At 38.6% G+C, this 22,235-nt stretch carries 24 protein-coding genes; 19 read left to right on the top strand and 5 right to left on the bottom strand.

Annotated features, from left to right (window positions below):
* Positions 1-17: 17 nt before the first annotated feature.
* The 4 genes from ung (at position 18) to I2F62_RS00475 (ending at position 3,387) form a co-directional block, all read left to right on the top strand.
* Entirely contained in the window at positions 18-731 is a 714-nt protein-coding gene (ung, locus tag I2F62_RS00490; protein WP_324625070.1) for a uracil-DNA glycosylase, read from the top strand.
* Entirely contained in the window at positions 728-1,843 is a 1,116-nt protein-coding gene (locus I2F62_RS00485) for an enoyl-CoA hydratase/isomerase family protein (protein WP_324625069.1), read from the top strand. Before ung ends, I2F62_RS00485 begins: the two co-directional genes overlap by 4 nt.
* Complete coding sequence (gene tadA / locus I2F62_RS00480; RefSeq protein WP_324625068.1) at positions 1,833-2,366, top strand: tRNA adenosine(34) deaminase TadA; 534 nt, start codon at positions 1,833-1,835, stop codon at positions 2,364-2,366. The genes I2F62_RS00485 and tadA overlap by 11 nt, the downstream gene beginning before the upstream one ends.
* Positions 2,367-2,499: 133 nt before the next feature.
* Positions 2,500-3,387: an amino acid ABC transporter substrate-binding protein gene (locus tag I2F62_RS00475; protein WP_324625067.1), complete on the top strand. Its 888-nt coding sequence runs from the start codon at positions 2,500-2,502 to the stop codon at positions 3,385-3,387.
* Positions 3,388-3,419: 32 nt separating this feature from the next.
* On the opposite strand, the gene I2F62_RS00470 is transcribed toward I2F62_RS00475, so the two are convergent.
* Entirely contained in the window at positions 3,420-3,650 is a 231-nt protein-coding gene (locus I2F62_RS00470) for a hypothetical protein (protein WP_324625066.1), read from the bottom strand.
* A 304-nt stretch (positions 3,651-3,954) separates the two neighbouring features.
* Between I2F62_RS00470 and cmk the strand changes: the two genes are divergently transcribed.
* From cmk to I2F62_RS00415, 11 genes are all read left to right on the top strand, one after another.
* Positions 3,955-4,641: a (d)CMP kinase gene (gene cmk / locus I2F62_RS00465; RefSeq protein ID WP_324625065.1), complete on the top strand. Its 687-nt coding sequence runs from the start codon at positions 3,955-3,957 to the stop codon at positions 4,639-4,641.
* A 110-nt stretch (positions 4,642-4,751) separates the two neighbouring features.
* Positions 4,752-6,425 carry a 30S ribosomal protein S1 gene (gene rpsA / locus I2F62_RS00460; protein ID WP_324625064.1) on the top strand — a complete coding sequence of 558 codons (1,674 nt, stop codon included), beginning with the start codon at positions 4,752-4,754 and terminating at the stop codon, positions 6,423-6,425.
* A 154-nt stretch (positions 6,426-6,579) separates the two neighbouring features.
* Positions 6,580-6,888, top strand: coding sequence for an integration host factor subunit beta (locus I2F62_RS00455; protein ID WP_324625063.1), 309 nt, complete (start codon positions 6,580-6,582; stop codon positions 6,886-6,888).
* 26 nt (positions 6,889-6,914) lie between these two features.
* Complete coding sequence (locus I2F62_RS00450) at positions 6,915-7,283, top strand: LapA family protein (RefSeq protein ID WP_324625062.1); 369 nt, start codon at positions 6,915-6,917, stop codon at positions 7,281-7,283.
* Positions 7,284-7,457: 174 nt separating this feature from the next.
* Positions 7,458-7,856 carry a hypothetical protein gene (locus I2F62_RS00445; RefSeq protein WP_324625061.1) on the top strand — a complete coding sequence of 133 codons (399 nt, stop codon included), beginning with the start codon at positions 7,458-7,460 and terminating at the stop codon, positions 7,854-7,856.
* Between the two features lie 7 nt (positions 7,857-7,863).
* Positions 7,864-8,538: a CDP-alcohol phosphatidyltransferase family protein gene (locus tag I2F62_RS00440; RefSeq protein WP_324625060.1), complete on the top strand. Its 675-nt coding sequence runs from the start codon at positions 7,864-7,866 to the stop codon at positions 8,536-8,538.
* A gap of 12 nt (positions 8,539-8,550) precedes the next feature.
* The gene (locus I2F62_RS00435; RefSeq protein ID WP_324625059.1) at positions 8,551-9,198 is read left to right on the top strand and encodes a lysophospholipid acyltransferase family protein; all 648 of its coding nucleotides are present in this window, start codon (positions 8,551-8,553) and stop codon (positions 9,196-9,198) included.
* Positions 9,195-10,145, top strand: a complete 951-nt coding sequence (locus tag I2F62_RS00430; RefSeq protein ID WP_324625058.1) for a phosphatidate cytidylyltransferase — start codon at positions 9,195-9,197, stop codon at positions 10,143-10,145. The genes I2F62_RS00435 and I2F62_RS00430 overlap by 4 nt, the downstream gene beginning before the upstream one ends.
* Positions 10,146-10,248: 103 nt before the next feature.
* Positions 10,249-10,965, top strand: coding sequence for an orotidine-5'-phosphate decarboxylase (gene pyrF, locus I2F62_RS00425; protein ID WP_324625057.1), 717 nt, complete (start codon positions 10,249-10,251; stop codon positions 10,963-10,965).
* 203 nt (positions 10,966-11,168) lie between these two features.
* Positions 11,169-12,287 carry a cell division protein ZapE gene (gene zapE / locus I2F62_RS00420; protein WP_324625056.1) on the top strand — a complete coding sequence of 373 codons (1,119 nt, stop codon included), beginning with the start codon at positions 11,169-11,171 and terminating at the stop codon, positions 12,285-12,287.
* 421 nt (positions 12,288-12,708) lie between these two features.
* Positions 12,709-14,871 carry a malate synthase G gene (locus I2F62_RS00415; protein ID WP_324625055.1) on the top strand — a complete coding sequence of 721 codons (2,163 nt, stop codon included), beginning with the start codon at positions 12,709-12,711 and terminating at the stop codon, positions 14,869-14,871.
* A 687-nt stretch (positions 14,872-15,558) separates the two neighbouring features.
* On the opposite strand, the gene I2F62_RS00410 is transcribed toward I2F62_RS00415, so the two are convergent.
* From I2F62_RS00410 to I2F62_RS00400, 3 genes are all read right to left on the bottom strand, one after another.
* A complete protein-coding gene (locus I2F62_RS00410) occupies positions 15,559-15,870 on the bottom strand; it encodes a hypothetical protein (RefSeq protein ID WP_324625054.1) in 312 nt (103 codons plus the stop codon).
* Positions 15,871-16,151: 281 nt separating this feature from the next.
* The gene (locus I2F62_RS00405) at positions 16,152-17,060 is read right to left on the bottom strand and encodes a LysR family transcriptional regulator (RefSeq protein WP_324625053.1); all 909 of its coding nucleotides are present in this window, start codon (positions 17,058-17,060) and stop codon (positions 16,152-16,154) included.
* 76 nt (positions 17,061-17,136) lie between these two features.
* Positions 17,137-17,562 (bottom strand): guanosine-3',5'-bis(diphosphate) 3'-pyrophosphohydrolase, encoded by a 426-nt coding sequence (locus tag I2F62_RS00400; RefSeq protein ID WP_324625052.1) that lies wholly within the window; start codon positions 17,560-17,562, stop codon positions 17,137-17,139.
* A gap of 151 nt (positions 17,563-17,713) precedes the next feature.
* Here I2F62_RS00400 and I2F62_RS00395 point away from each other — a divergent pair, with 151 nt between their 5' ends.
* Complete coding sequence (locus I2F62_RS00395) at positions 17,714-18,037, top strand: hypothetical protein (protein WP_324625051.1); 324 nt, start codon at positions 17,714-17,716, stop codon at positions 18,035-18,037.
* A 96-nt stretch (positions 18,038-18,133) separates the two neighbouring features.
* Here I2F62_RS00395 and I2F62_RS00390 read toward each other — a convergent pair whose 3' ends face one another.
* Positions 18,134-19,369, bottom strand: a complete 1,236-nt coding sequence (locus I2F62_RS00390; RefSeq protein WP_324625050.1) for a chloride channel protein — start codon at positions 19,367-19,369, stop codon at positions 18,134-18,136.
* A gap of 220 nt (positions 19,370-19,589) precedes the next feature.
* Between I2F62_RS00390 and prmB the strand changes: the two genes are divergently transcribed.
* The 3 genes from prmB to I2F62_RS00375 all read left to right on the top strand — a co-directional run bounded on the left by prmB (position 19,590) and on the right by I2F62_RS00375 (position 22,128).
* Positions 19,590-20,600: a 50S ribosomal protein L3 N(5)-glutamine methyltransferase gene (gene prmB, locus I2F62_RS00385; protein WP_324625049.1), complete on the top strand. Its 1,011-nt coding sequence runs from the start codon at positions 19,590-19,592 to the stop codon at positions 20,598-20,600.
* 12 nt (positions 20,601-20,612) lie between these two features.
* Positions 20,613-21,704, top strand: coding sequence for a chorismate synthase (gene aroC, locus I2F62_RS00380; protein ID WP_324625048.1), 1,092 nt, complete (start codon positions 20,613-20,615; stop codon positions 21,702-21,704).
* 193 nt (positions 21,705-21,897) lie between these two features.
* A complete protein-coding gene (locus I2F62_RS00375; protein WP_324625047.1) occupies positions 21,898-22,128 on the top strand; it encodes a hypothetical protein in 231 nt (76 codons plus the stop codon).
* Positions 22,129-22,235 lie beyond the last annotated feature (107 nt).

Here is a 22,235-nt window from a genome sequence, read left to right as displayed (position 1 = left end):
AAGGGTTTAAAAAAAGTATGTTATTGACTGAGCAACAGCAGCAAAAATTAGATAAAGTTCAACTCGAAAGCTCGTGGAAGCAAGGGTTGCAAGAGTTTTTAGTTTCTTCACAAATGGAACAATTACGTGAGTTTTTAATTGTTCAAAAAAATAATGAGAAAACGGTTTATCCACCCAACCATTTAATTTTTAACGCGCTCAATACAACACCGTTGTCTCATGTAAAAGTGGTTATTTTGGGGCAAGATCCGTATCACGGGCCGAATCAGGCGCATGGATTAAGTTTTTCTGTACAAAAAGGGATTGCAATCCCGCCTTCATTGCGTAATATTTTTCATGAATTGCATTCGGATTTAGGCATTACTCCACCGAAGCATGGTGATTTAAGCCAATGGGCTGAGCAGGGCGTATTATTACTTAATAGTGTGCTGACTGTAGAAGCTGGGCAACCCACATCACACCAAAACCAAGGATGGGAAGTTTTTACAGATTATATTATCGACGTCTTGAATGAGCAGTGTCAGCATATCGTTTTCATCTTGTGGGGTGCATATGCTCAACGCAAGGGACGCCGCATCGATCGGGAGCGCCATTTGGTTCTCACAGCAGCACATCCTTCTCCGTTGGCTGCGAATCGTGGTGGTTTTTTTGGTTGTAAGGCCTTCTCAAAGACGAATCATTATTTGAAACAAAATGGCATTGAGCCAATTAACTGGCAGTTGGACGCATGACACTAACATCTAAAAATTATCATCCAGATCTGATTGTAGAGCATGCACAGAATGGATGGCGAGTGATTCGCTTAAATCGACCAAAATCATTACATGCTCTAGATTTATCGATTGTTACGGCATTAAACCAAGTTTTTCAGGATTTTCATCAAGATGATGGTGTGAAAGCCATTTGGTTTGACTCGACCACATCTAAGGCCTTTTGTGCCGGTGGTGATGTGCGTAAATTGCGTCAATTGGTCATAGAAAACGAAGCCGAAGTGGCCGATGAGTTCTTCAAACAAGAATATCTGTTAGATTTATTGTTGCACAATTATGCCAAGCCGATTGTGGTGTGGGGCGAAGGTTATGTGATGGGCGGTGGACTCGGCTTGTTTATGGCTGCACCGTTTAGATTGGTCACCCCGCATTCACGTTTGGCGATGCCTGAAATTAATATCGGATTATATCCCGATGTTGGTGCAACACGCTTCTTGGCAGACCGTGGTGCTGTGGGATTGTTCACGGGTTTAACCGGTTCAATTATGACCTCTGCTGGTGCGTATGCCATTGGTTGGGCAACCCATATTTGCGATACACAGCGCGACACCGTATTAAACAAAGTGACTGAAATTCAGTGGTCAGATTATCCTGCCGGTGCATTTAGAGCCATTGATGATACCTTAAATAGTTTGCACCGTCCTGTGGGCGCGGGTCCTCTACAGAATTCTTTAGATGTTCTGCATAGTGTTTGCCGTGGGGTAAATTTTGAATATGACTACGAGGCGATTGTCGGATTAAGCGATGCTCGCAGCGATTGGTTGCGTCAAGCTAGCGAAAATTTACAAAAAGGCTCACCGGTAACGGCTGCTTTAACGTGGCTGTTATGGCAGTGGGGCCGTACAGTACGTTCGTGGAATGATGTTTTTGAATTGGAAATGCAAATTTCAGCATGGAAAATTCGCCACGCAGATTTTGTTGAAGGTGTGCGTGCACGCTTAGTCGACAAAGACTTGGCACCCGAATGGCAAAAATATACTGAGTTAAGCCTTAAAAGTATTTTAGGTGATTGTCCACCTGTAACAGAAGTTGAAAGTTGGAATGCGATTTTAAAGCAATATCATGTTATTTAATCAGTTGCATGATCCTTCATCGTTTTCTGAAGAAGATAAAAAATGGATGCGCCTTGCTTTAGTACAGGCGTATTTTGCACAAACACAGAATGAAATTCCCGTAGGTGCGGTCATTGTCAGTCAAAATAAAGTGATTGGCGTGGGCTATAACGCGCCAATTGGCCTAAATGATCCGACTGCTCATGCCGAAATTATGGCGCTTCGAGATGCCTGCGCAAGCCTAGATAACTATCGATTGCCTGAAGATGCGGTGTTATATGTTACCTTAGAACCATGTACCATGTGTGTAGGGGCATTGGTACATGCCCGTGTTCAAAAAGTTATTTTTGCAGCGTCTGAGCCGAAGGCAGGTTCATTGTTAAGTGCGCGGCAATTGTTAAATAATAATGGCTATTATAATCATGTGTTTGAATATCAAGCGGGATGTTTGGCGGAAGAGTCGACCGCGTTGTTGAGTACTTTTTTTAAAACCCGTCGTGCTGCAAAAAAGCGCCAATTATTAGAAATGAAGAAAAACAATTAAGTTATTGCACAGATATAATGCATTCTGTTGGTATTTTGTTATGAATACGCTATATTTGTGTGCTCAATAATATTGAACCATAAATGTTATTGGTTATCTAATAAATATTGAGATTTGAAAAGGGAAATATTAAATGAGTCTCATTAAAGCTTGTTTGTCAAGTGCAGTTTGCTTATTATCTTTGTCTGCAACATCAACTTTTGCAGTAGATACTTTAGCCAAAATCCAAAGAACCGGTACAATTGTGATTGGTCATCGCACCTCATCACAGCCGATTTCTTATGTGGTGAATGGCCGTCCAATGGGGTATGCAATTGACATCTGTAATGATGTGGTTGCAGAAGTTAAAAAAGAGTTACATCTACCAAATTTACGTGTTGTGTATAAAGCCACAACACCAACCGACCGTATTCCAATGTTAAAATCAGGTGAACTTGACATGGAATGTGGAACGTCTACGCATTCAGTTGTACGCAATAATGACGTTAATTTTTCAACCAATTATTATATGGCTGAAATTCGCATGGCGGTGAAGCGATCATCAGATATTAAAAGCGTGGATGATTTAGATAACCGTAAAGTTGTGACAACTGCAGGCGTGATTGCCGATAAATATTTAAAACGTACTGTGCGCGGTCACGATTTAAATATTCATAAATTGTACGGTCGAGATCATGCTGATTCATTTAGCTTGCTTGCAACAGGCAAGGCAGATGCTTTTGTTGGCGCAGATTCAACTTTAGCGGGTTTAATTGCAACGTCTGGTCATCCTCAAGATTATAAAATTGTGGGTGAGGTGTTATCGACAGATCCATACGCGATAATGATGCCAAATAATGATCCTAAACTTAAAGCTTTGGCGGATCGGGTAGTGACAAATTTATGGCGTTCAGGAAAAATGGATCAGCTATATAAGAAGTGGTTCTTGTCACCAATTCCACCGCATAACTTAGCTGTGAATATGGAATTGAATAAAGCAAATAAACAGTTGCGCGCACGTCCAACCGATGCGGGTAACTAAGTTTTTACATGATCCAGCCTTTTTGTGCTGGATCATAACTTGTTAATTTTACTCATTTTTTCAAATTGATATGCTGTAGCATGCTTTTGAATTACCTCAATTAATTCTGCTTTACTCAGTAAATATAAAGTTTGTAGCTCTTTTTCTAATTTTTCATTTTTGCTGTCATTGATCTGCTTGGATAATCTAAGCTCGATTCTATTTTTAATCCCTGCCTCTGCAACTTCTTGTAACTCATCTTCGGTTAGCTGATTCAAGTTCATTTTTTACCTCTTAGATATTTAATTAAGCTATGTATATCCATCAGTATGACTGAGTGTATAGCAAATTAAGAAATTAAATGGAATGATTTGATTTGCGTGAATATTATTTTTTCAGTTCGGTTTTTAATTCTGATATTTTTTTATAAATATTTGATTAACAATAATTAAAAATTCCATAACCCCTTTGTTTTAAGTTTCAAAAATGAACTTTTATTGAAAATAATATTGAATTTATATGGCGCAGAATGCAGACTAGTTCACCATTCTTCATGCTTAAATATGAAAAGCAAAATTTGGAAAAGTTATGAGTATTCATGTCATTACAATTGATGGTCCGAGTGGTTCTGGAAAAGGCACATTGGCATCTAAAATAGCACAACACTACGGATATTATTTGTTGGACTCGGGTGCGTTATATCGACTTTTGGGTTTATCTTTAAAAAATAAAGGATTATTGACCTCTTTAGATACGCGACTTACAACTTGTGTTGATTGCGCGTTGAATTTAGATATTCAGTTTAAGAGTAATACAGAAGATTCGAGCATCCAGATTTTACTCGAAGGCGAAGATGTGAGTTCGATTATCCGCACAGAAGAAGTTGGTGCTTATGCTTCGCAAATAGCGACCATTCCTGAGTTAAGAGCCGCACTATTACAGCGCCAACACGACTTTGCACAAGCGCCAGGCTTGGTTGCAGATGGACGAGACATGGGAACCGTGGTGTTTCCAAATGCTGCTGCCAAAATCTATTTAACCGCATCTGCCCAGTCACGTGCCGAGCGTCGTGTAAAACAGTTGCAGGCAATAGGCCTAGATGCTAAAATAGACGCCATTTTAGCAAATATTGAAGATCGAGATCGGCGCGATATGGAGCGATCCGTTGCGCCATTGAAACCTGCTGAAGATGCTTATGTAATTGATAGTTCATCATTGAATATCGATCAAGTATTCCAAGCCATGGTTGAATATATCGACTCAAAATTAGCATAAACCTATTCTTTACAGCTTTTGTATCGCTTGATCAGATTAAAAAGACGATACAAATGCTTAATTAAACCGGCCTTGTCTGATCCAAGACCGCTGACTTTATCAGGTATATCATGACCGAATCTTTTGCAGCCCTCTTTGAAGAAAGTGAATTAAACTTAAACGTTGAAAAGGGTGCAGTCATCCAAGGTGTTGTTGTTAACATCGATTCTGACTGGGTTACTGTTGACACTGGCCTTAAATCTGAAGGCGTTGTTGACCGTGCTGAATTTTTAAATGAACAACGTGAACTTGAAGTTCAAGTTGGCGATACTGTTGATGTTGTTGTTGAAGCATTAGACAACGGTATGGGTCAAACAGTTTTATCACGTGAAAAAGCAAAACGTGCTGAAACTTGGACTAAACTTGAAAAAATCTTTGAAGATGGCGAAATCGTTACTGGTGTTATTTCTGGTAAAGTTAAAGGCGGTTTCACTGTTGACATCGGTCCAGTACGTGCGTTCCTTCCAGGTTCTTTGGTAGACACTCGTCCTATCCGCGACACAACTCACCTTGAAGGTAAAGAGTTAGAGTTCAAAGTAATCAAGCTTGATGCTAAACGTAACAACGTTGTTGTATCTCGTCGTGCGGTAATGGAAGCTGAATCTTCAGCTGACCGTGAAGCATTACTTGCTCAACTTGAAGAAGGTCAAACTGTTACTGGTACAATCAAGAACCTTACAGATTACGGCGCGTTCGTTGATCTTGGCGGTATTGATGGTCTTCTACATATCACAGATATGGCTTGGAAACGTATCAAACATCCTTCAGAAGTTGTTGAAGTGGGTCAAGAAGTTACTGTTAAAGTACTTAAATTTGACCGCGATCGTAACCGTGTATCATTAGGTCTTAAACAACTTGGTGAAGATCCATGGTTAGCGATCATGAGCCGTTACCCTAAAGGTTCTATCGTTAAAGCGCGTGTAACTAACTTAACTGACTACGGCTGTTTCGCAGAAATCGCTGAAGGCGTTGAAGGTCTTGTTCACGTTTCTGAAATGGACCACACCAACAAAAACATCCACCCATCTAAAGTTGTTCAGATTGGTGATGAAGTTGACGTTATGGTTCTTGAAGTTGACGAAGAACGTCGTCGTATTTCGCTTGGTATCAAACAAACTCGTGCTAACCCATGGGAAGAGTTTGCTAAAGCGCATGACAAAGGCGAAAAAGTTTCTGGTACTATCAAGTCAATCACTGACTTCGGTATCTTCATTGGTTTACCAGGTGGTATCGACGGTCTAGTTCACTTGTCTGATATTTCTTGGAATGAACAAGGTGAAGAAGCGATTCGTCGTTACAAGAAAGGTGATACTGTTGAAGCGGTTATCTTGTCTGTAGACGCTGAAGGCAACCGTATCAGCCTTGGTATCAAACAATTGAACAGCGATCCGTTCAATGATTTCTTAGCTGCAAACGAACGTGGTGCATTGGTTAAAGGTACTGTAACTGCTGTTGACGCGAAAGGCGCAACTGTTAAGTTAGGTGACGACATCGAAGCAACACTTAAAGCTTCTGAAATCAACCGCGACCGCGTTGAAGATGCAACTAAATTCTTAGAAGTTGGTCAAGAAGTTGAAGCGAAAATCATCAACGTTGATCGTAAATCTCGCTCTATCAACTTGTCTATCAAAGCGAAAGACGAAGCTGAAGAGAAAGAAGCAGTTGCAAACTTGAAAACTGCAGCAACAAATTCAGACAATGGTCCTAAAACTATTGGTGATTTGATTAAAGCGCAAATGAAGTAATAATAAAAAGTTGAAAATTAGTGTAACTAATTGATACTTTATATTTAATTACTGTAAGCGGTAGCGTAGTATTATTATATTACGCTACCGTTTTTTATTTAAACGGGTTATCATCAAGTAATTGATAAATTGCTATAAATCAATGAGGTCATAGATGACTACACCAGAAGCTTTAAATAAGTCCGACTTAATCCAACGTGTTGCTTTGAAAAATCCACATTTGACAGAGCCTTTAGTAGAAGAAGCCGTACGAATTATGATTGATCAAATGATTGACGCATTATCTTCTGATAATCGTATTGAAATTCGTGGGTTCGGTAGTTTCTCATTACATCATCGTGAACCACGTGTTGGACGTAATCCAAAAACTGGAAAATCTGTAGAAGTTGCTGCAAAAGCAGTTCCACATTTTAAACCAGGTAAAGCGCTTCGTGATGCTGTGAATGAATCTTTAGACGCTTAATCATATTCTAACTAATTGGGTGATATATGCGTTTTATTTTAGCTATTTTATTAATTGTATTATTTATTTATTCTTTAGCGTTAGTGCTTTTAAATGGTACGCCAGTTACGGTTGATTTAGGTTTTAACCATATTGTGCCAGAAATGCGCGTTGGGCTTTTAGTGCTTATTACGTTGGCATTAGGTGTTGTGGTTGGTCTATTGTTGGGTGTTCAACTGTTCAGAGTTTTTCAAAATAATTGGGAAATTAAACGTTTACGAAAAGAAATTGAGCGTTTACGAAAAGAGCAAATTCAATTTGCCCAATCTGCCGCCGCAGAAGCTGCTGCAAGTGTAAGACATGAAAAAACAGTGTTAGATATTCAGCCTGAAAGTGAGAGAAACTCTCCTTTATAATTCGAATATTATGGAAAAAGCTCATTATGAAAATTCATGGTGAGCTTTTTTTTGAAATAAAATGAATTCTTTTTATTCTTGTTCACTGGTTAAAAAGCTAAGCGTTGCTTTTTTTAATAGACTCTTTCAATATTAAAAGTATTTCAAGTTGATAATAAAATTTAGGGGTTTCGCTTGAACAATCAGGTTAAAAATTCAAAGTACTATAAGATGGGATTTGCTTTCTTTGCTTTTTGTTTATGGGGTGGTTGGTCTTTTTATGTAAATGCCCAGTCTTCAGGATTAAAAGTAGGGTTAGTTTCTGGTCTGGTTCAAGGTTTTTGCAGTTTTATCATTACTTTATTTATTGGTTTTTTGATTGAAAAACAATTTAATTTTTATCAAAAGATATGGCTTAAATTGATATTGCCACCCATAATAACCATCTTAATTTCAGGTTCATGCTTAGTATTTATTCATTTATGCATTGCAACGCCGCATATTGTAAAAACAATCTCGCCTGCAATTACAGTTGCATTTATCTTTGCATGTTTAACCAACATTAAATTGTATCGACAACAAAAAATAGATTAGGTTTCTTATGTCAACACACCAACCACCTACACCTAACAATCGTCGCCCGTTAAAAGTGCGTCAAGTCAATTTGGTCCAAAAAATTGCAATTTTTTTAGCAAATAAATCAATCACGCCAAATCAAATTTCTGTTTTAAGTGTCTTTTTTGCAATGGGTGCAGCTGTAGCTTTAGTCAGTACAACCTTTGTACAAGGCGTTGTTCAATTTGTATGGTATGTTTTATCTGCATTATTTATTCAAATGCGATTATTATGCAATTTATTTGATGGGTTAGTTGCAGTTGAAGGGGGAAAATCAACTTTATCTGGAGAGCTTTTTAATGATATTCCAGATCGTATTTCTGACCCAGTCATCATTATTGCGGCTGGATATGCTGTTGTTTGTGTAGGTTATGCCAGTGAGCTTGGATGGCTTGGGGCATTATTAGCCGTACTAACAGCATATATTCGGACGCTTGCAGTTTCCATTCAGGCACCTGCAAACTTTACAGGACCAATGGCAAAACAACAACGTATGGCGTTATTGACCGGCGCAATTATTTTAACAGCATTGGAGCAATATTTTTATCAACACGATTATGTCATGTTGATTGCTTTAATTGTATTAAATGTGGGTTGTGTAATTACTGCGTGTCGAAGAGCCTATGCAGCATATTGCTATTTAGAACAAAAAACACAGTAAGAGATAGGTGTTATGCATAAAAGTTCTTTTATTAGTCGATTCTTAGGTCGTTTGATCGCTTTTATTATTCGCCGCATAGTACGACTTTTGACCGGTGCTCGGAGTTTATGGATCGGGTGTAAGCCTGAAATGAAACAACGAATTTACTACGCAAACCATAATAGTCATATGGACTTTATTCTTTTATGGTCATCTTTGCCTGCAACAATTCGACGTCATACGCGTCCTGTGGCTGCTTCAGATTATTGGACTAAAAGTAGTTTACGCCGCTTTATTATTTACGATGTTTTTAATGGCATTGTTATTTCTCGGCAGCGTGAAGAAGGAAAAGATCCGCTAGATGTTGTTAAGCAGGCCTTGGCATTGGGTGATTCGATTATTTTTTTTCCAGAAGGCACGCGAAATTTAGATCAAAACCAACAATTATTGCCATTTAAGTCTGGGCTTTATTATTTAAAACAACAATTTAACGATGTAGAACTAATTCCTGTTTGGATTGCTAATTTAAATCGTGTAATGCCAAAAGGTGTTTTGATTCCTTTGCCCTTATTGGCAACGGTAAGTTTTGGCCAAGCGCTCACATTTAATCAGGATAAAACGGCATTTATAACAACCGCGCGTGAACAGCTTTTAGCTTTGAATGAAGGTGAATATCAATGAATTATAGCAATGCACAAATCACTTTTATTCTTTTTGTGGGTGTAACTCTTGTGCTTACCTGTGCATCGACCATTGGTTTTATGCTTAAGCAAAAAATAAAACATCAGCCTCATGCCGTCATTGATAATTTAAATGCGCGTATTAATGCATGGTGGGCCATGGTGGTTATTTTATTCGCTGCTATTTTTATTGGTCGCACGGGTATTATTGTTTTATTCGCAATCATTTCTTTTTTTGCGCTGCGTGAATTTATCACTTTATTGCCTACGCGAAGAGGAGATTATTTTGCGTTGCTGATGGCTTTTTATTTTGTGTTACCGTTTCAATATTATTTAATCTATATTGATTGGTATGGTTTATATTCAATTTTTATTCCGCTATATGCTTTTTTACTTATTCCAATCGGTATATTAAAACAAGAAGATACCACCTACTTTTTAGAAAGAACGGCAAAAATTCAATGGGGATTGATGATTGCCATTTGCTGTATCTCATATGTGCCTGCATTATTAAATTTAACAGTGAAAAATTTCCATGGCGCCAATATTTGGCTATTAATTTGGTTGGTTTTAGTCGTGCAAATTTCAGATGTATTGCAATATATTTGTGGAAAATTGTTTGGAAAAACCAAAGTAGCACCGAATTTAAGTCCATCTAAAACCCTTGAAGGTTTGCTCGGTGGAGTAGCTTTAGCAATCTTGATTGGTGTTTTAGCGCGTGGATTAACGCCATTTTCCTTATGGCAGTCACTTGTTATTGCATTTATAGTCTGTATGTTTGGTTTTTTTGGTGGGCTAGTGATGTCTGCAATTAAACGTGATCGCGGCGTAAAAGATTGGGGGCATTTAATTCAAGGCCATGGTGGAATGTTGGATCGTATGGATTCAATTTGCTTTGCTGCTCCAATTTATTTCCATATTTTAAGATATTGGTGGGGCGGTTCTTAAAGCTTATCCATAATATAAAGCCACTTTATATGCCCCTACATTGAGTGGATTTAGTCTGTAATATAGATTTTTAAGGTTATCTTTCTGAACGAATGCCTTTATAATGCTCCAAATTTATCTTTTAGGACGGACAGTTGTGAGCATTATTGTTGCCTTAGATGCAAAAAGTCAAAAAGAAGCTTTATCCCTTGCCGAGCAGTTAGACCCTAAATTGTGTCGTGTAAAAGTCGGCAAAGAATTATTTACTCATGAAGGTCCGCAAATTGTTAAAGCACTCCATAATCAAGGTTTTGAAGTCTTCTTAGATTTAAAATTTCACGATATTCCCAACACGACTGCACAAGCAGTATGCGCGGCGGCGGATTTAGGGGTGTGGATGGTGAATGTTCATGCATCAGGCGGTCGTAAAATGATGGAAACTTGTGTTGAGCGTTTAAAAGCGGGTAATTATCAAACCCAACTGATTGCGGTGACCGTTTTAACCTCGATGGGGCGTGAAGATTTACGCGATATTGGTTTAGATATTGAGCCCGCAGAGCAAGTTCGTCGTTTAGCGAAGTTAACCCAAGATTCAGGACTCGATGGTGTGGTCTGTTCTGCACAAGAAGCACAATTTTTACGTCAAGAATTGGGGCAAGAATTTGCGTTGGTTACACCAGGGATTCGTCCATTAGGCGCAAATGCAGATGACCAAAAACGTATTGTGACGCCAAAACAGGCCATGTTAGATGGTTCGACACATTTGGTAATTGGTCGTCCAATTACGCAATCGGAAAATCCAAAACAAACACTGCAGGATATTTTAGTCACTTTAGCTTAAATGAAAGTACTTGAGCAAATGTACTGCTTTGCTCAAGCAATTTACTAATCAACGCTTGAATTTAAACAGAATTTAAGCGAATAATAACTTATATGGATTGTGAATAGATGACATGGAAAGTCGTTTTTTAAAAAACTTGCATTAACTTTCTATTTTATAATTCGCTCAGATCACTCTTGTTTAAGATTATAGATGCAAAGAATATGACCGATTTAAACGATTTATCACCAGCACAACGTTATGAAAAGGCTTTGGCTTCTGGGCATTTTATTGCAGATGATGCTCAAGCGAAGGCTGTTAATGAATTACAACGCACTTGGCAAGAATTGCAAGAGCGCCAAACCGCATCGCAGTCATTTTTTGGACGTTTTCGTAAACAAGTTCCGCCACGCGGTGTTTATATGTGGGGTGGTGTGGGGCGTGGTAAAACGTGGCTGATGGATCAGTTTTTTGATTCTATTCCGTTTCGTCGTAAAATGCGCATGCATTTTCATCACTTTATGCAGTTTGTGCATAAAGAATTAAATAAATTATCGGGTCAACAAAATCCGTTAGACACCGTTGCAGATCAAATCTATAAAAATGCGGTTGTGATTTGTTTTGATGAGTTTTTTGTGTCGAATGTGACCGATGCAATGATTCTCAGTGATTTATTCCAAAAGCTTTTTAACAGTGGAATTACCTTGATTGCAACTTCAAATATTGCCCCAGACGGTTTATATAAAAATGGTATTCATCGCGATCGCTTTCTACCGACCATTGAAATGGTCAAGAAATTTTGTGAAATTTTAAATGTCGATGCGGGCGTAGATTATCGACTAAGAGTATTAAAACAAGCTCAATTATTTAAATATCCGCTTTCAAGCGATACCGACCAATGGATTGCCGAGCGATTTGAAGCCTTAACACATGGTCAACACGTTTCACACGAACCGATTGAAATTAACCATCGCCAAGTAGAAAACTTAGGGCATAGCGTAGATGTGTTATGGTGTGATTTTAAAGAACTCTGTTTAAAACCGCGGAGTCCTGCGGATTTTATTGAGCTTGCCAATACCTATCAAACGGTTTTGATTCGAAATATTCCGCATTTGACTGACCAAATTAACGATGCGACACGACGTTTTATTTATTTGGTCGATGAGTTTTATGACCGTGGTGTGAAGCTGCTATTAACCTCAGAAGATTCAATCATCGAGATTTATCACGGTGAGAAATTAGCATTTGAAATTGAACGGACACGTTCACGCTTGCTAGAAATGCAATCGGACGATTATTTAAATGCTGCACATCGCCAAGTCGATCAAGCTGCCGTGGACTAAATAAAAAAGGGTGTTATGAATGAAATAGCACTCTTTTTTATGCTAAAAACGCTATTTTTTTTAAAAATAACGCACAATTTAAAATTTGATACTGCCAGTCATATTTAATAAAAACACATAAAATCAAAAATATAGCTTTGCCTTAACGCTACAAAAATGTGTATTTAGCCAAAATATTCGCTTTAGTCTTATTTTGAGACTGTTCAAAATATATAAACTGTCATAAAGTCATTTAAAACGTTATAAAAATTCAGACTTCATTTTGATGTAAAACCGATGGATGATTTACTCAAAAATGATTTGAATGAAATATATCAATGAGATTATTGGAATATGGAATCTGTTGATTTGAGGATATTTAGCCACTCAAATTAAACGCTTCTATATTCGGTCATAGAAATTAGTGCTATCAGGAAAGACAATGACGACACGTATTCAAAAAGGCAAATTAGCAATCGCTAAAGAATTATACGATTTTATTGAAAATGAAGCGCTTCCATCATCGGGTGTGAACAGCGAAAGTTATTGGAAAGGATTTGAGCAAGTCGTTGTTGAATTGAGTCCGAAAAATAAAGCACTGTTAGCTAAGCGTGATGAGCTGCAAGCCAAAATTGATGAATGGCATCGTAACAATCCGTTTGAATTAAATGCCTACAAAGCTTTTCTGACTGAAATTGGCTATTTGGTTGAAGATGTTGAAGATTTTCAAATTAGTACTGAAAATGTAGACAGTGAAATTAGCTTAATTTCAGGCCCACAATTGGTTGTTCCAGTGCGTAATGCGCGTTATTGCTTGAATGCTGCCAATGCACGTTGGGGCTCTTTATATGATGCATTATATGGCTTCGATGTCATTTCAGAAGCAGAGGGTGCAGAAAAAGGCAAAGCTTATAATCCTGTTCGTGGCGAAAAAGTTGTTGCTTTTGCTAAAGATTTTTTAGATGAAAACTTTGCCTTACAACAAGGCTCTCATCGCGATGTAACTGCTTACCGAGTAGAGCAAAACCAATTGATGGTTGAATTAGCCAATGCTGAAACGACGCAACTTGCAAATGCTGCTTTTTTTGTTGGTTATAATGGCGAACCCGATCAGCCAACAGAAATTGTTTTAAAAAGTAATGGCTTGCATGTCATTATTCAAATTGATGCCAATAGCCCAATTGGTAAAACAGATTCAGCTGGGGTGAAAGATCTACTTTTAGAAGCTGCAGTAACCACCATTCAAGATTTAGAAGATTCGGTGGCTGCGGTTGATGCCGAAGAAAAAGTTGAAGGCTACCGTAATTGGTTAGGCTTAATGCAAGGCACCTTAGAAGATGCCTTTGATAAAGGCGGTAAAACCGTTAAACGCACCTTAAACGCAGACAAGACCTATCAAAACTTAACCGGTGGAACAACCACGGTGCACGGTCGTTCATTAATGTTACTCAGAAATGTCGGGCATTTAATGACCAATCCTGCAATTTTGGTCGATGGTGAAGAAATTTTTGAAGGCATTATGGATGCATTGGTTACGCCATTGCTGTCTAAAGTAGATATTTTAGGCAAAAACCAAATTAGCAATTCACGTACGGGTTCAATGTATATTGTAAAACCTAAAATGCATGGCCCAGAAGAGGTTGCATTTGCGGTTGAGCTTTTTGCGCGTGCCGAACAACTCATTGGGTTACCTGCAAAAAGCATTAAAATTGGCATTATGGACGAAGAACGTCGTACCTCAGTTAATTTAAAAGCTGCCATTGCCCAAGCCAAAGACCGTACCATTTTCATTAATACAGGCTTTATGGACCGCACAGGCGATGAAATTCATACCTTTATGGAAGCTGGTCCAATGGTGCGTAAAGCAGAAGTGAAAAACCAAAAATGGTTTGCAGCTTATGAAAACCGTAACGTTGGTATTGGTTTGGCCTGTGGTTTAAGTGGTAAAGCGCAAATTGGTAAAGGCATGTGGCCAAAACCGGATATGCTGCTCGACATGTACAAGAGCAAAATTGAACATCCTCAAGCGGGGGCGAGTTGTGCATGGGTGCCTTCGCCATCGGGAGCGGTGATTCACGCGATTCATTATCATCAATGCAATGTACATAAGCGCCAACAAGAAATTTTAACGGAAAAAATGTTGCCGTTAGATGATTTATTAACGCCACCACTTGCGGCAGAAACCAATTGGTCGGAAGATGAAATTACCAAAGAACTTGAAAATAATTGCCAAGGTATTTTAGGTTATGTTGTACGTTGGGTTGACTTAGGCGTGGGTTGCTCGAAAGTGCCAGACATTAACAATGTTGGATTGATGGAAGACCGCGCGACTTTGCGTATTTCATCACAACATGTGGCAAACTGGCTTCGTCACAATATTGTATCTAAACAGCAAGTCGAAACAGTTTTAAAGCGCATGGCAGCCATTGTCGATCAACAAAATGCGCATGATCCTGAATATACAGCCATGTCACCAGATTTTAATGGTTATGCTTTTCAAGCAGCGTCGGATTTAATCTTTAAAGGGGCAGAGCAGCCTTCGGGTTATACTGAACCTTTATTGCATGCAGCGCGTTTGAAGCTTAAAGGCTATACAGGCGACTAATTGACAAAAAGCCTCTTCTCGGAGTAATGCTGATCAGTTAAGGATTTAAAAACTAAAATTATGCTTGATAAGGCATAAATCTAAATTTCCTTAACTGACTGGCAGTAACTCTTCTGAGTGGTTTTAAACTTTTATTCATCGTTCCAGTCGTTATACATATACCAAGTTTCATGTCTAAAACTATCTAGTTTTAGCTCACTATATGGCTGAACCCTATCCCAAAGCGGTAATCTACGCTGAATATCTGCCTCTAACTCATCCTTTTTAGCTTAGCTATGTTCCTCCATCTTTAAAAATCTCATTAAATATATCTTAGATAAAATAATAGAAGTATAAATCATACTCATTTTCAATTTTTTAAAGCCCACATCATCAACGGCAAATTCTTGATCCGCTCTTTCACTGCAATGATTTTTTATCGACCATAATGATTTCATCACGAGTCATAAGCCCACGCTACAGGCTTTTGATATCTGTTAATATTCGAGTGTGGTAATTTATATTTTTCTGCGTTTCGTATTTATTCACATTTTTGCCATTAAAAATGTCAGAAGAAATGTCAAAAAAAAGACCATATCGTTGCAATGAATAAAATGGTCTTTAATACTGTTCACTTTTATAAGAACTAAAATGATAAATATGATGATTAGAGCGATGGCTACAAAAACTATAAATATTGTATGAGCATTACCCATTCAACCAACTTAGATATTCGTCTTTATCCAAAAAATTAGGAGCCTCATTTATATTGAGCGTTATTTCAGCATTATCCACCAGAATCATGTAATTCCGAGATGTCTGATTTAACTCATCATTTGGTCTAGCTAGTTCAAAATAGTTTTTTAGAAAAATGGTATTGCAAACCATATTATCAGCCATGACTACTAGGCGAGACAAATCAGAATTTTTTTTCATAAATCTAGGACTTAAACCAGCTTGTTTATAGTGACGGCTGTTAAGAAAATCATCATATTTCTGCTCTAAATCTTTACGATCCACTTGCTATTCACTCTTTTAATTTAAAGATCATATAATTTACATCTAAAAATCAAGAAATTCTCTTAACAGCTCAAAAAAATACAAATTTTAGATCTTAAAAAGCCCACATTTTGTGTAATGCTGATCAGTTAAGGATTTAAAAACTAAAATCATGCTTGATAAGGCATAAATTTAGATTATTTTTAATCTAAATTTCCTTAACTGACTGGCATTACCTCTTCGGAGGCTTTTTTATTGGCTTGATAAAGATTATGTATTGCGATGGCTACACATCTTGAAAATTAATGCTTGGCATGTTGTGCAAAATAATCGACCAAATAATCAATAAAAACACGTACCGCAGGCAACATACCTTGTCGGGTTGGATAAACCGCATGTAAAACCCCGTGTGGAGCTTTCCATTCAGGTAACACATGCACCAGTTCACCACTTTGAATACTCTCTGCAACCACAGAGTCGGGTAACAGTGCGACACCTGAACCATGCCGTGCCAACTGCATCAGCATAATTAAGTCAGAGCCCATCACCACAGGGTTCACTTTAATTTTGATCGTTTCATTTTTTTGGTTATGTAAAGTAATATTTTGATCAGAATGTTCATCAATCATGCTAAGTAAGCGATGATTTGCCAGTTGTTTAGGGTCTTTAATATCGCCATATTCGTTTAAGTAGGCTTGACTTGCGACCAAATGCTGCTCAATTCGTTCGAGTTGCCGCACAATGAGGCTAGGATCATCATCTATTTTTGTACGAACGCGCAGCGCAACGTCAATACCTTCATTAATAATATCCACTCTGCGATTACTGACACTGAGTTGTAAGCGAATTTCTGGATAACGGCGTAAAAACTCGGGGATGATTCTTGGAAATTCATTTTGTGCAACCGACACTGGAATGCTAATTTTTATGATCCCGCGTGGCTCAACACTGAGGTGGTCTACCAAGTTATGCGCAGCTTGTGCGGCATTGGTCATCACTTGTGCATGGCGATAAATGTTCATGCCAATGTCTGTGACGGCAAAATGTCGCGAACTGCGCTGAATTAATCTTACGCCCAGACGTTCTTCTAAGTTATACACTCTACGACTTAATTTTGACTTGGGGATATCAGTTGCGCGTTCTGCTGCACTAAATCCACCATGCTCGACCACGAGCGCAAAACAATAAAAATCGTCTAAATCACTAAGCATAAAGAAGTTCGCCTTAAAGCTATGGTTATCTTAGGTATTACATCATCTTAATGATATTAGCTTAATCTATTATTATTCAAAAGTGTCCTAGCAGAATTTCCTCGACTTGTTGATATTCTTTTAAACGCAAATAGTCGCGCGCGGTGGGCGAAGCAATACGGTTGATATCCATATTATCGTGGACATCGGCAAGTTTAACTGCTCTTGCCAATGGGTTTTGCACGGCTCTTAATGCGGCGTCTATACGCGTTTCTCCATTTCGGCGGGTTAAGAGATCTACGGCATCAATGGTCGTTTGTGAAAACCCGAGTGAAATTAAGTCAACAATGGTTGTATCTGTATCTTCTAAAATATCGTGCAAAACCGCAACAATTTGCTGCTCGGTGGTTTTCATTTTCAGCATAATTCTTAACGGATGCAAAATGTAAGGCTGTCCTGCTTTGTCCACTTGCCCTTGATGCTTACGCGTTGCAAAAATGATCGCTTGTTCTAAATCTGCCATAAACATCTCCTTTTGCACCATTGTTTGAACGTTTAATTTAACTTAAATGGATGATTGTGCTATCTAAAATTTGATTCAGTGTAAAATACATTTGTAAATGCTATTTCAGCGAAAATGTTTTAATATGGCGTGACGTTTGAGATGTAGCATTATGATTAAACAAATTATTGAATTATCTGTAGAACACAATAATGTAGCTTGCCCGATGTGCCAACACGACATTTTAGATTGGCAGCAAGAACAATATTTACAGCCTTGCGAGCATACTGCATTTATTGCACTCGACTTAGGTTTTGAATATATTGCAGATTTTTTCGAACAGCATTTACCACATACGGTAGATGAAATTCACGACCAAGAATTAAATATATTTGAGCAAATTAACGCATCACAAGGCATCAATTTAACTGTGTTTAAGCAAGATTTAGGCGCGCACAATTTATGCCGTTATATTGGTGTAATACGCCCCGAATAAGTCAAAATTGTTTGGTTTCTAGAATGATCAATCAAAAGAAAAAGGCCAATCTTCAAGGTTGGCCTTTTTTTTCAGGTACTTAAAAGATGTTTATGCTTATACAAATTTTGAACTTTGTAGCCATTTAAACATAGGGACTGCGGTTAAAAAGCATAAACAAATTGGATATAAAAAACTTGGGCTAAAGCGCGTCAATTCTAATAAAAACACGGTGGCGGTAATTGGCATACCAAAGGCCAGTCCTAAAAATACTGTGGCGCCAATAATCGCAGCTGTAGTAGTGGGCACTAAGGGTAAATCAAAGTTCCAAAAGTAAGCACATAAGAACGCGATTAAACCACCGAGCATCATACTTGGGGTGATGCGCCCACCGTATGCACCGCCAACAGTGGCAAGAATAATCGCAAGCCATTTAAACACAAATAAACCAATGGCATAATTTGCACTTAAACCAATGGCAAAACTTAATTGATTGGTCGCTTTACCGTTACCCAAAATTTCAGTATACCAAATAGACATTGTCCCAATCACTGCAAAGGACAAAACAGCAATGAAAATAATCACGGGACGATCGCGCGGAATGGTTGGCAGTTTTTTCATTGATTTTTCAAATAAAAACACGCCTACAGCCAAGAGAGGCCCGACAAGTAAAGCAAAATAAATCAGATGCGGCGTATATTCTAAAGCACCCAGTGGATACTGGACTAAATCGCCAAGGCCTAAACGCGCCACAAAAACCGCAGTCACACAGCAAATTAGCGCAGAAATAATAAATTCTATACTCCACGACAACAACAGCGTTTCAAGTACAAAAATAACCGCTGCTAAGGGAACATTATAAACGGCGGCTAAACCTGCGCCAGATGCACAGGCCAACAATACGCGGCGTTCATGGGTGCTAAGTTTGAAAATTTTGACCCATTGATTGGCAAAGGCTGTACTCATCTCACGTGGAGCAACTTCACGGCCCAGCGGAGAACCCATCGCCACGGTAATAATTTGCAAAAGCGAATGCGAAATGGTGGTGAAAAAAGGCAAATCTTTATTGTCTTGATTCACTGCAGTTTTAATATCGACCAAGGGTTTGGCATAACGGTGTAAACAAAACCATCCAATACCCACAACCAAGCCACAAAGCACCAATGCGCAGATGCGACGTGTTGCAGAGGCTTGTTCGACTACCACGCGAAAAGGCATTTCTTCAAACAGTGGCGCACCGAAGGTTAAATGCTGCAAAAAATGCATTAAGAACGTGAATGCGATGCCAACACAACCGGCAAGAATGCCGATCATAAACAGGGATAACATGAACTGTGGACGAGGTGATTGCATTTAAACTGAGGGAATATGAAAAATTGAGGCAAATATTAAAGCATTTTGATTACATTTGCTGCTTCGAGCAACAAATCTATGGCTTTAGATTTTAATTACAGCCGTGCTGATTCAATAAAATGCGCGATCATCTTGGCTTTGATACGAACAGGCATTATAAAAGCCCCTAAAACAAGGTAGAATAGCGCCATATTTTATAGATTGATAAGTGGAGTTCTGAGTGGAGCGATTGACGATTAGCCCTGAAAGTTTAAATGAAGCGGCTGAGAATTTAAGTACGATTCGTGATTTTATTCGATTTGGGGTCACTGCATTACGTCAATACGATGCACATTTAGGGCAAGGGACTGAAGACTTTTTTGCTGAAAGTTCAGCATTGGTTTTACAAACCTTATCTTTAGAATGGTCTGCAGATGCAGAAATTTTAGATGCTAAATTATTACCAAGCGAAAAAGCTGAATTTTTAAGTTTATTGGAAAAACGCATTAATGAGCGCGTACCAACCTCTTATCTTTTAAACTTAGCCTATTTTTGTGATAAACCATATTATGTCGATGAGCGGGTACTTATTCCACGTTCGCCAATTGCCGAACTGATTGAGCAACGTTTTGCGCCGTATTGCCGTGACGAAAATGGACAAATTAGAGACGCATTAAACAATTTACCATTGTGTGACGAACCAAAAACACCACAACGTATTTTAGATATGTGCACAGGTTCAGGTTGTATTGCCATTGCCTTAGCGTATGCTTTCCCTGACGCAGAAGTGGATGCAACCGATATTTCACGCGAAGCTTTAGAAGTTGCTGCAATTAATTCAGAACACCATAGCAAACAATATCAAGTTGCGTTAATGGAATCGGACTTATTTGCCAAAATTCCAGCCGAAAATCAGTACGACTTAATTGTGACCAATCCGCCGTATGTCGATGCTGAAGACATGGCCGATTTACCCGAAGAATTTTTGCATGAACCAGAACTTGCATTGGCAGCAGGGCAAGACGGCCTAGATTTAGTCCGTAAAATGTTAGCGCAAGCTGCAGACTATTTATCTGAAAATGGCTTAATTGTAATTGAAGTGGGTAACTCTGAATGGGCGATGCGTCAAAACTTCAATACTGTTGATTTCCATTGGTTAAAATTCCAAAAAGGTGGTTCAGGTATTTTTGCTTTAACTGCAGAACAATGCCGTAAACACCAAAAACTTTTTCAAGACTCAATAAATGCATAAGGAATTGTTTTAATGGCTGGGAACAGTATAGGACAACTTTTTCGGGTGACCACCTGCGGTGAATCGCATGGTGCGGGCTTGATGGCCATTGTAGATGGCGTTCCACCAGGACTTGAACTGAGCGCAGAAGATTTACAAGCCGATTTAGACCGCCGTAAACCGGGCACATCTAAGTTTGCCACACAGCGTAAAGAACCTGACCAAGTTGAAATTATTTCGGGGATTTTTGAAGGTAAAACCACCGGTACACCGATTGGTTTATTAATTCGCAACACCGACCAAAAATCAAAAGATTACGGCAATGTTGCGCAAACTTTCCGTCCGGGCCATGCCGATTATACCTATACGCACAAATACGGTTTCCGTGATTACCGTGGTGGTGGTCGCTCAAGTGCACGTGAAACAGCCATGCGTGTAGCAGCAGGCGCAATTGCGAAAAAATACTTGTCGGAAAAATTCGGGGTAGTTATTCGTGGTCACGTCACTCAAATTGGTTCTGAAATTGCAGAAAAACTGGATTGGAATGAAGTGCCAAATAATCCATTTTTCTGTGGCGATATTGATGCGGTACCACGCTTTGAGCAATTGGTCACATCATTACGTGAGCAAGGGACAAGTTGTGGTGCAAAACTTGAGATATTGGCTGAAAATGTACCTGTGGGCTGGGGCGAACCGGTGTTTGATCGCCTAGATGCCGATATTGCCCATGCCATGATGGGAATTAACGCTGTAAAAGGTGTAGAAATTGGTGATGGTTTTGCGGTTGCTGGCCAATTTGGTCATGAAACGCGTGATGAGCTGACTACACAAGGCTTTTTAGCCAATCATGCTGGTGGTATTTTAGGTGGAATTTCAAGCGGTCAAACCATTCGTGTGGCGATTGCTTTAAAACCGACAGCCAGTATTACCACTTTAGGTAAAACGATTAACTTACAACGTGAAGATACTGAAATGCTCACCAAAGGCCGCCACGACCCTTGTGTGGGTGTGCGTGCAACACCCATTGCAGAAGCGATGTTAGCGATTGTTTTATTAGATCACTTCATGCGCCATCGTGCACAAAATGCAGATGTGCTGGCGCCGTTCGAACCGATTGCACCGTAAATCTTTATTTTGTATAAAAAAACCTATGCTTTATTGTCATAGGTTTTTTTATGTAAATGTCTTGAATCATAATAAATAGTTATAAGATTCGATTTGTTTAATCTTTGGTCTAATGTTACGATTTTTCATTAGGAGAATTGGCAAAAACTTGATAAAACTAAAAATAAAGTGTGTTTGAAAAGGTAAGACCAACATGAAAACGACAGTGAAATACATTGTTTTAAAAAGTAAAGACTACCAGTTAGGTCGCCCATTATTTGAAGAAGAACTTGATGAAACAGGTGATTATTTTGACCGGTTGCCAAAAACCATTCAATTTCAAAATTTAGAATTCAAAGTCAAATCTAAAGAGCTAACCCGCAAGCAAATGTTTGATGAAGATGAAGAATCTCAAACAATTTTAGTGAAAGTCATTGCCATTTAAATGATCTTACATATTGAATGAAACCGATCTTTTGATCGGTTTCTTTTTAGATGAATGCGAAGATGAATTTAATTGTAATGATTCTCATTATGTATTAATGTGTAGCT

This window comes from Acinetobacter sp. MD2(2019) (assembly GCF_035615615.1).
GTDB lineage: Bacteria > Pseudomonadota > Gammaproteobacteria > Pseudomonadales > Moraxellaceae > Acinetobacter.
The sequence above is the reverse complement of the archived record's forward strand: the minus strand, read 5'-3'. Positions and strand labels throughout refer to the sequence as shown.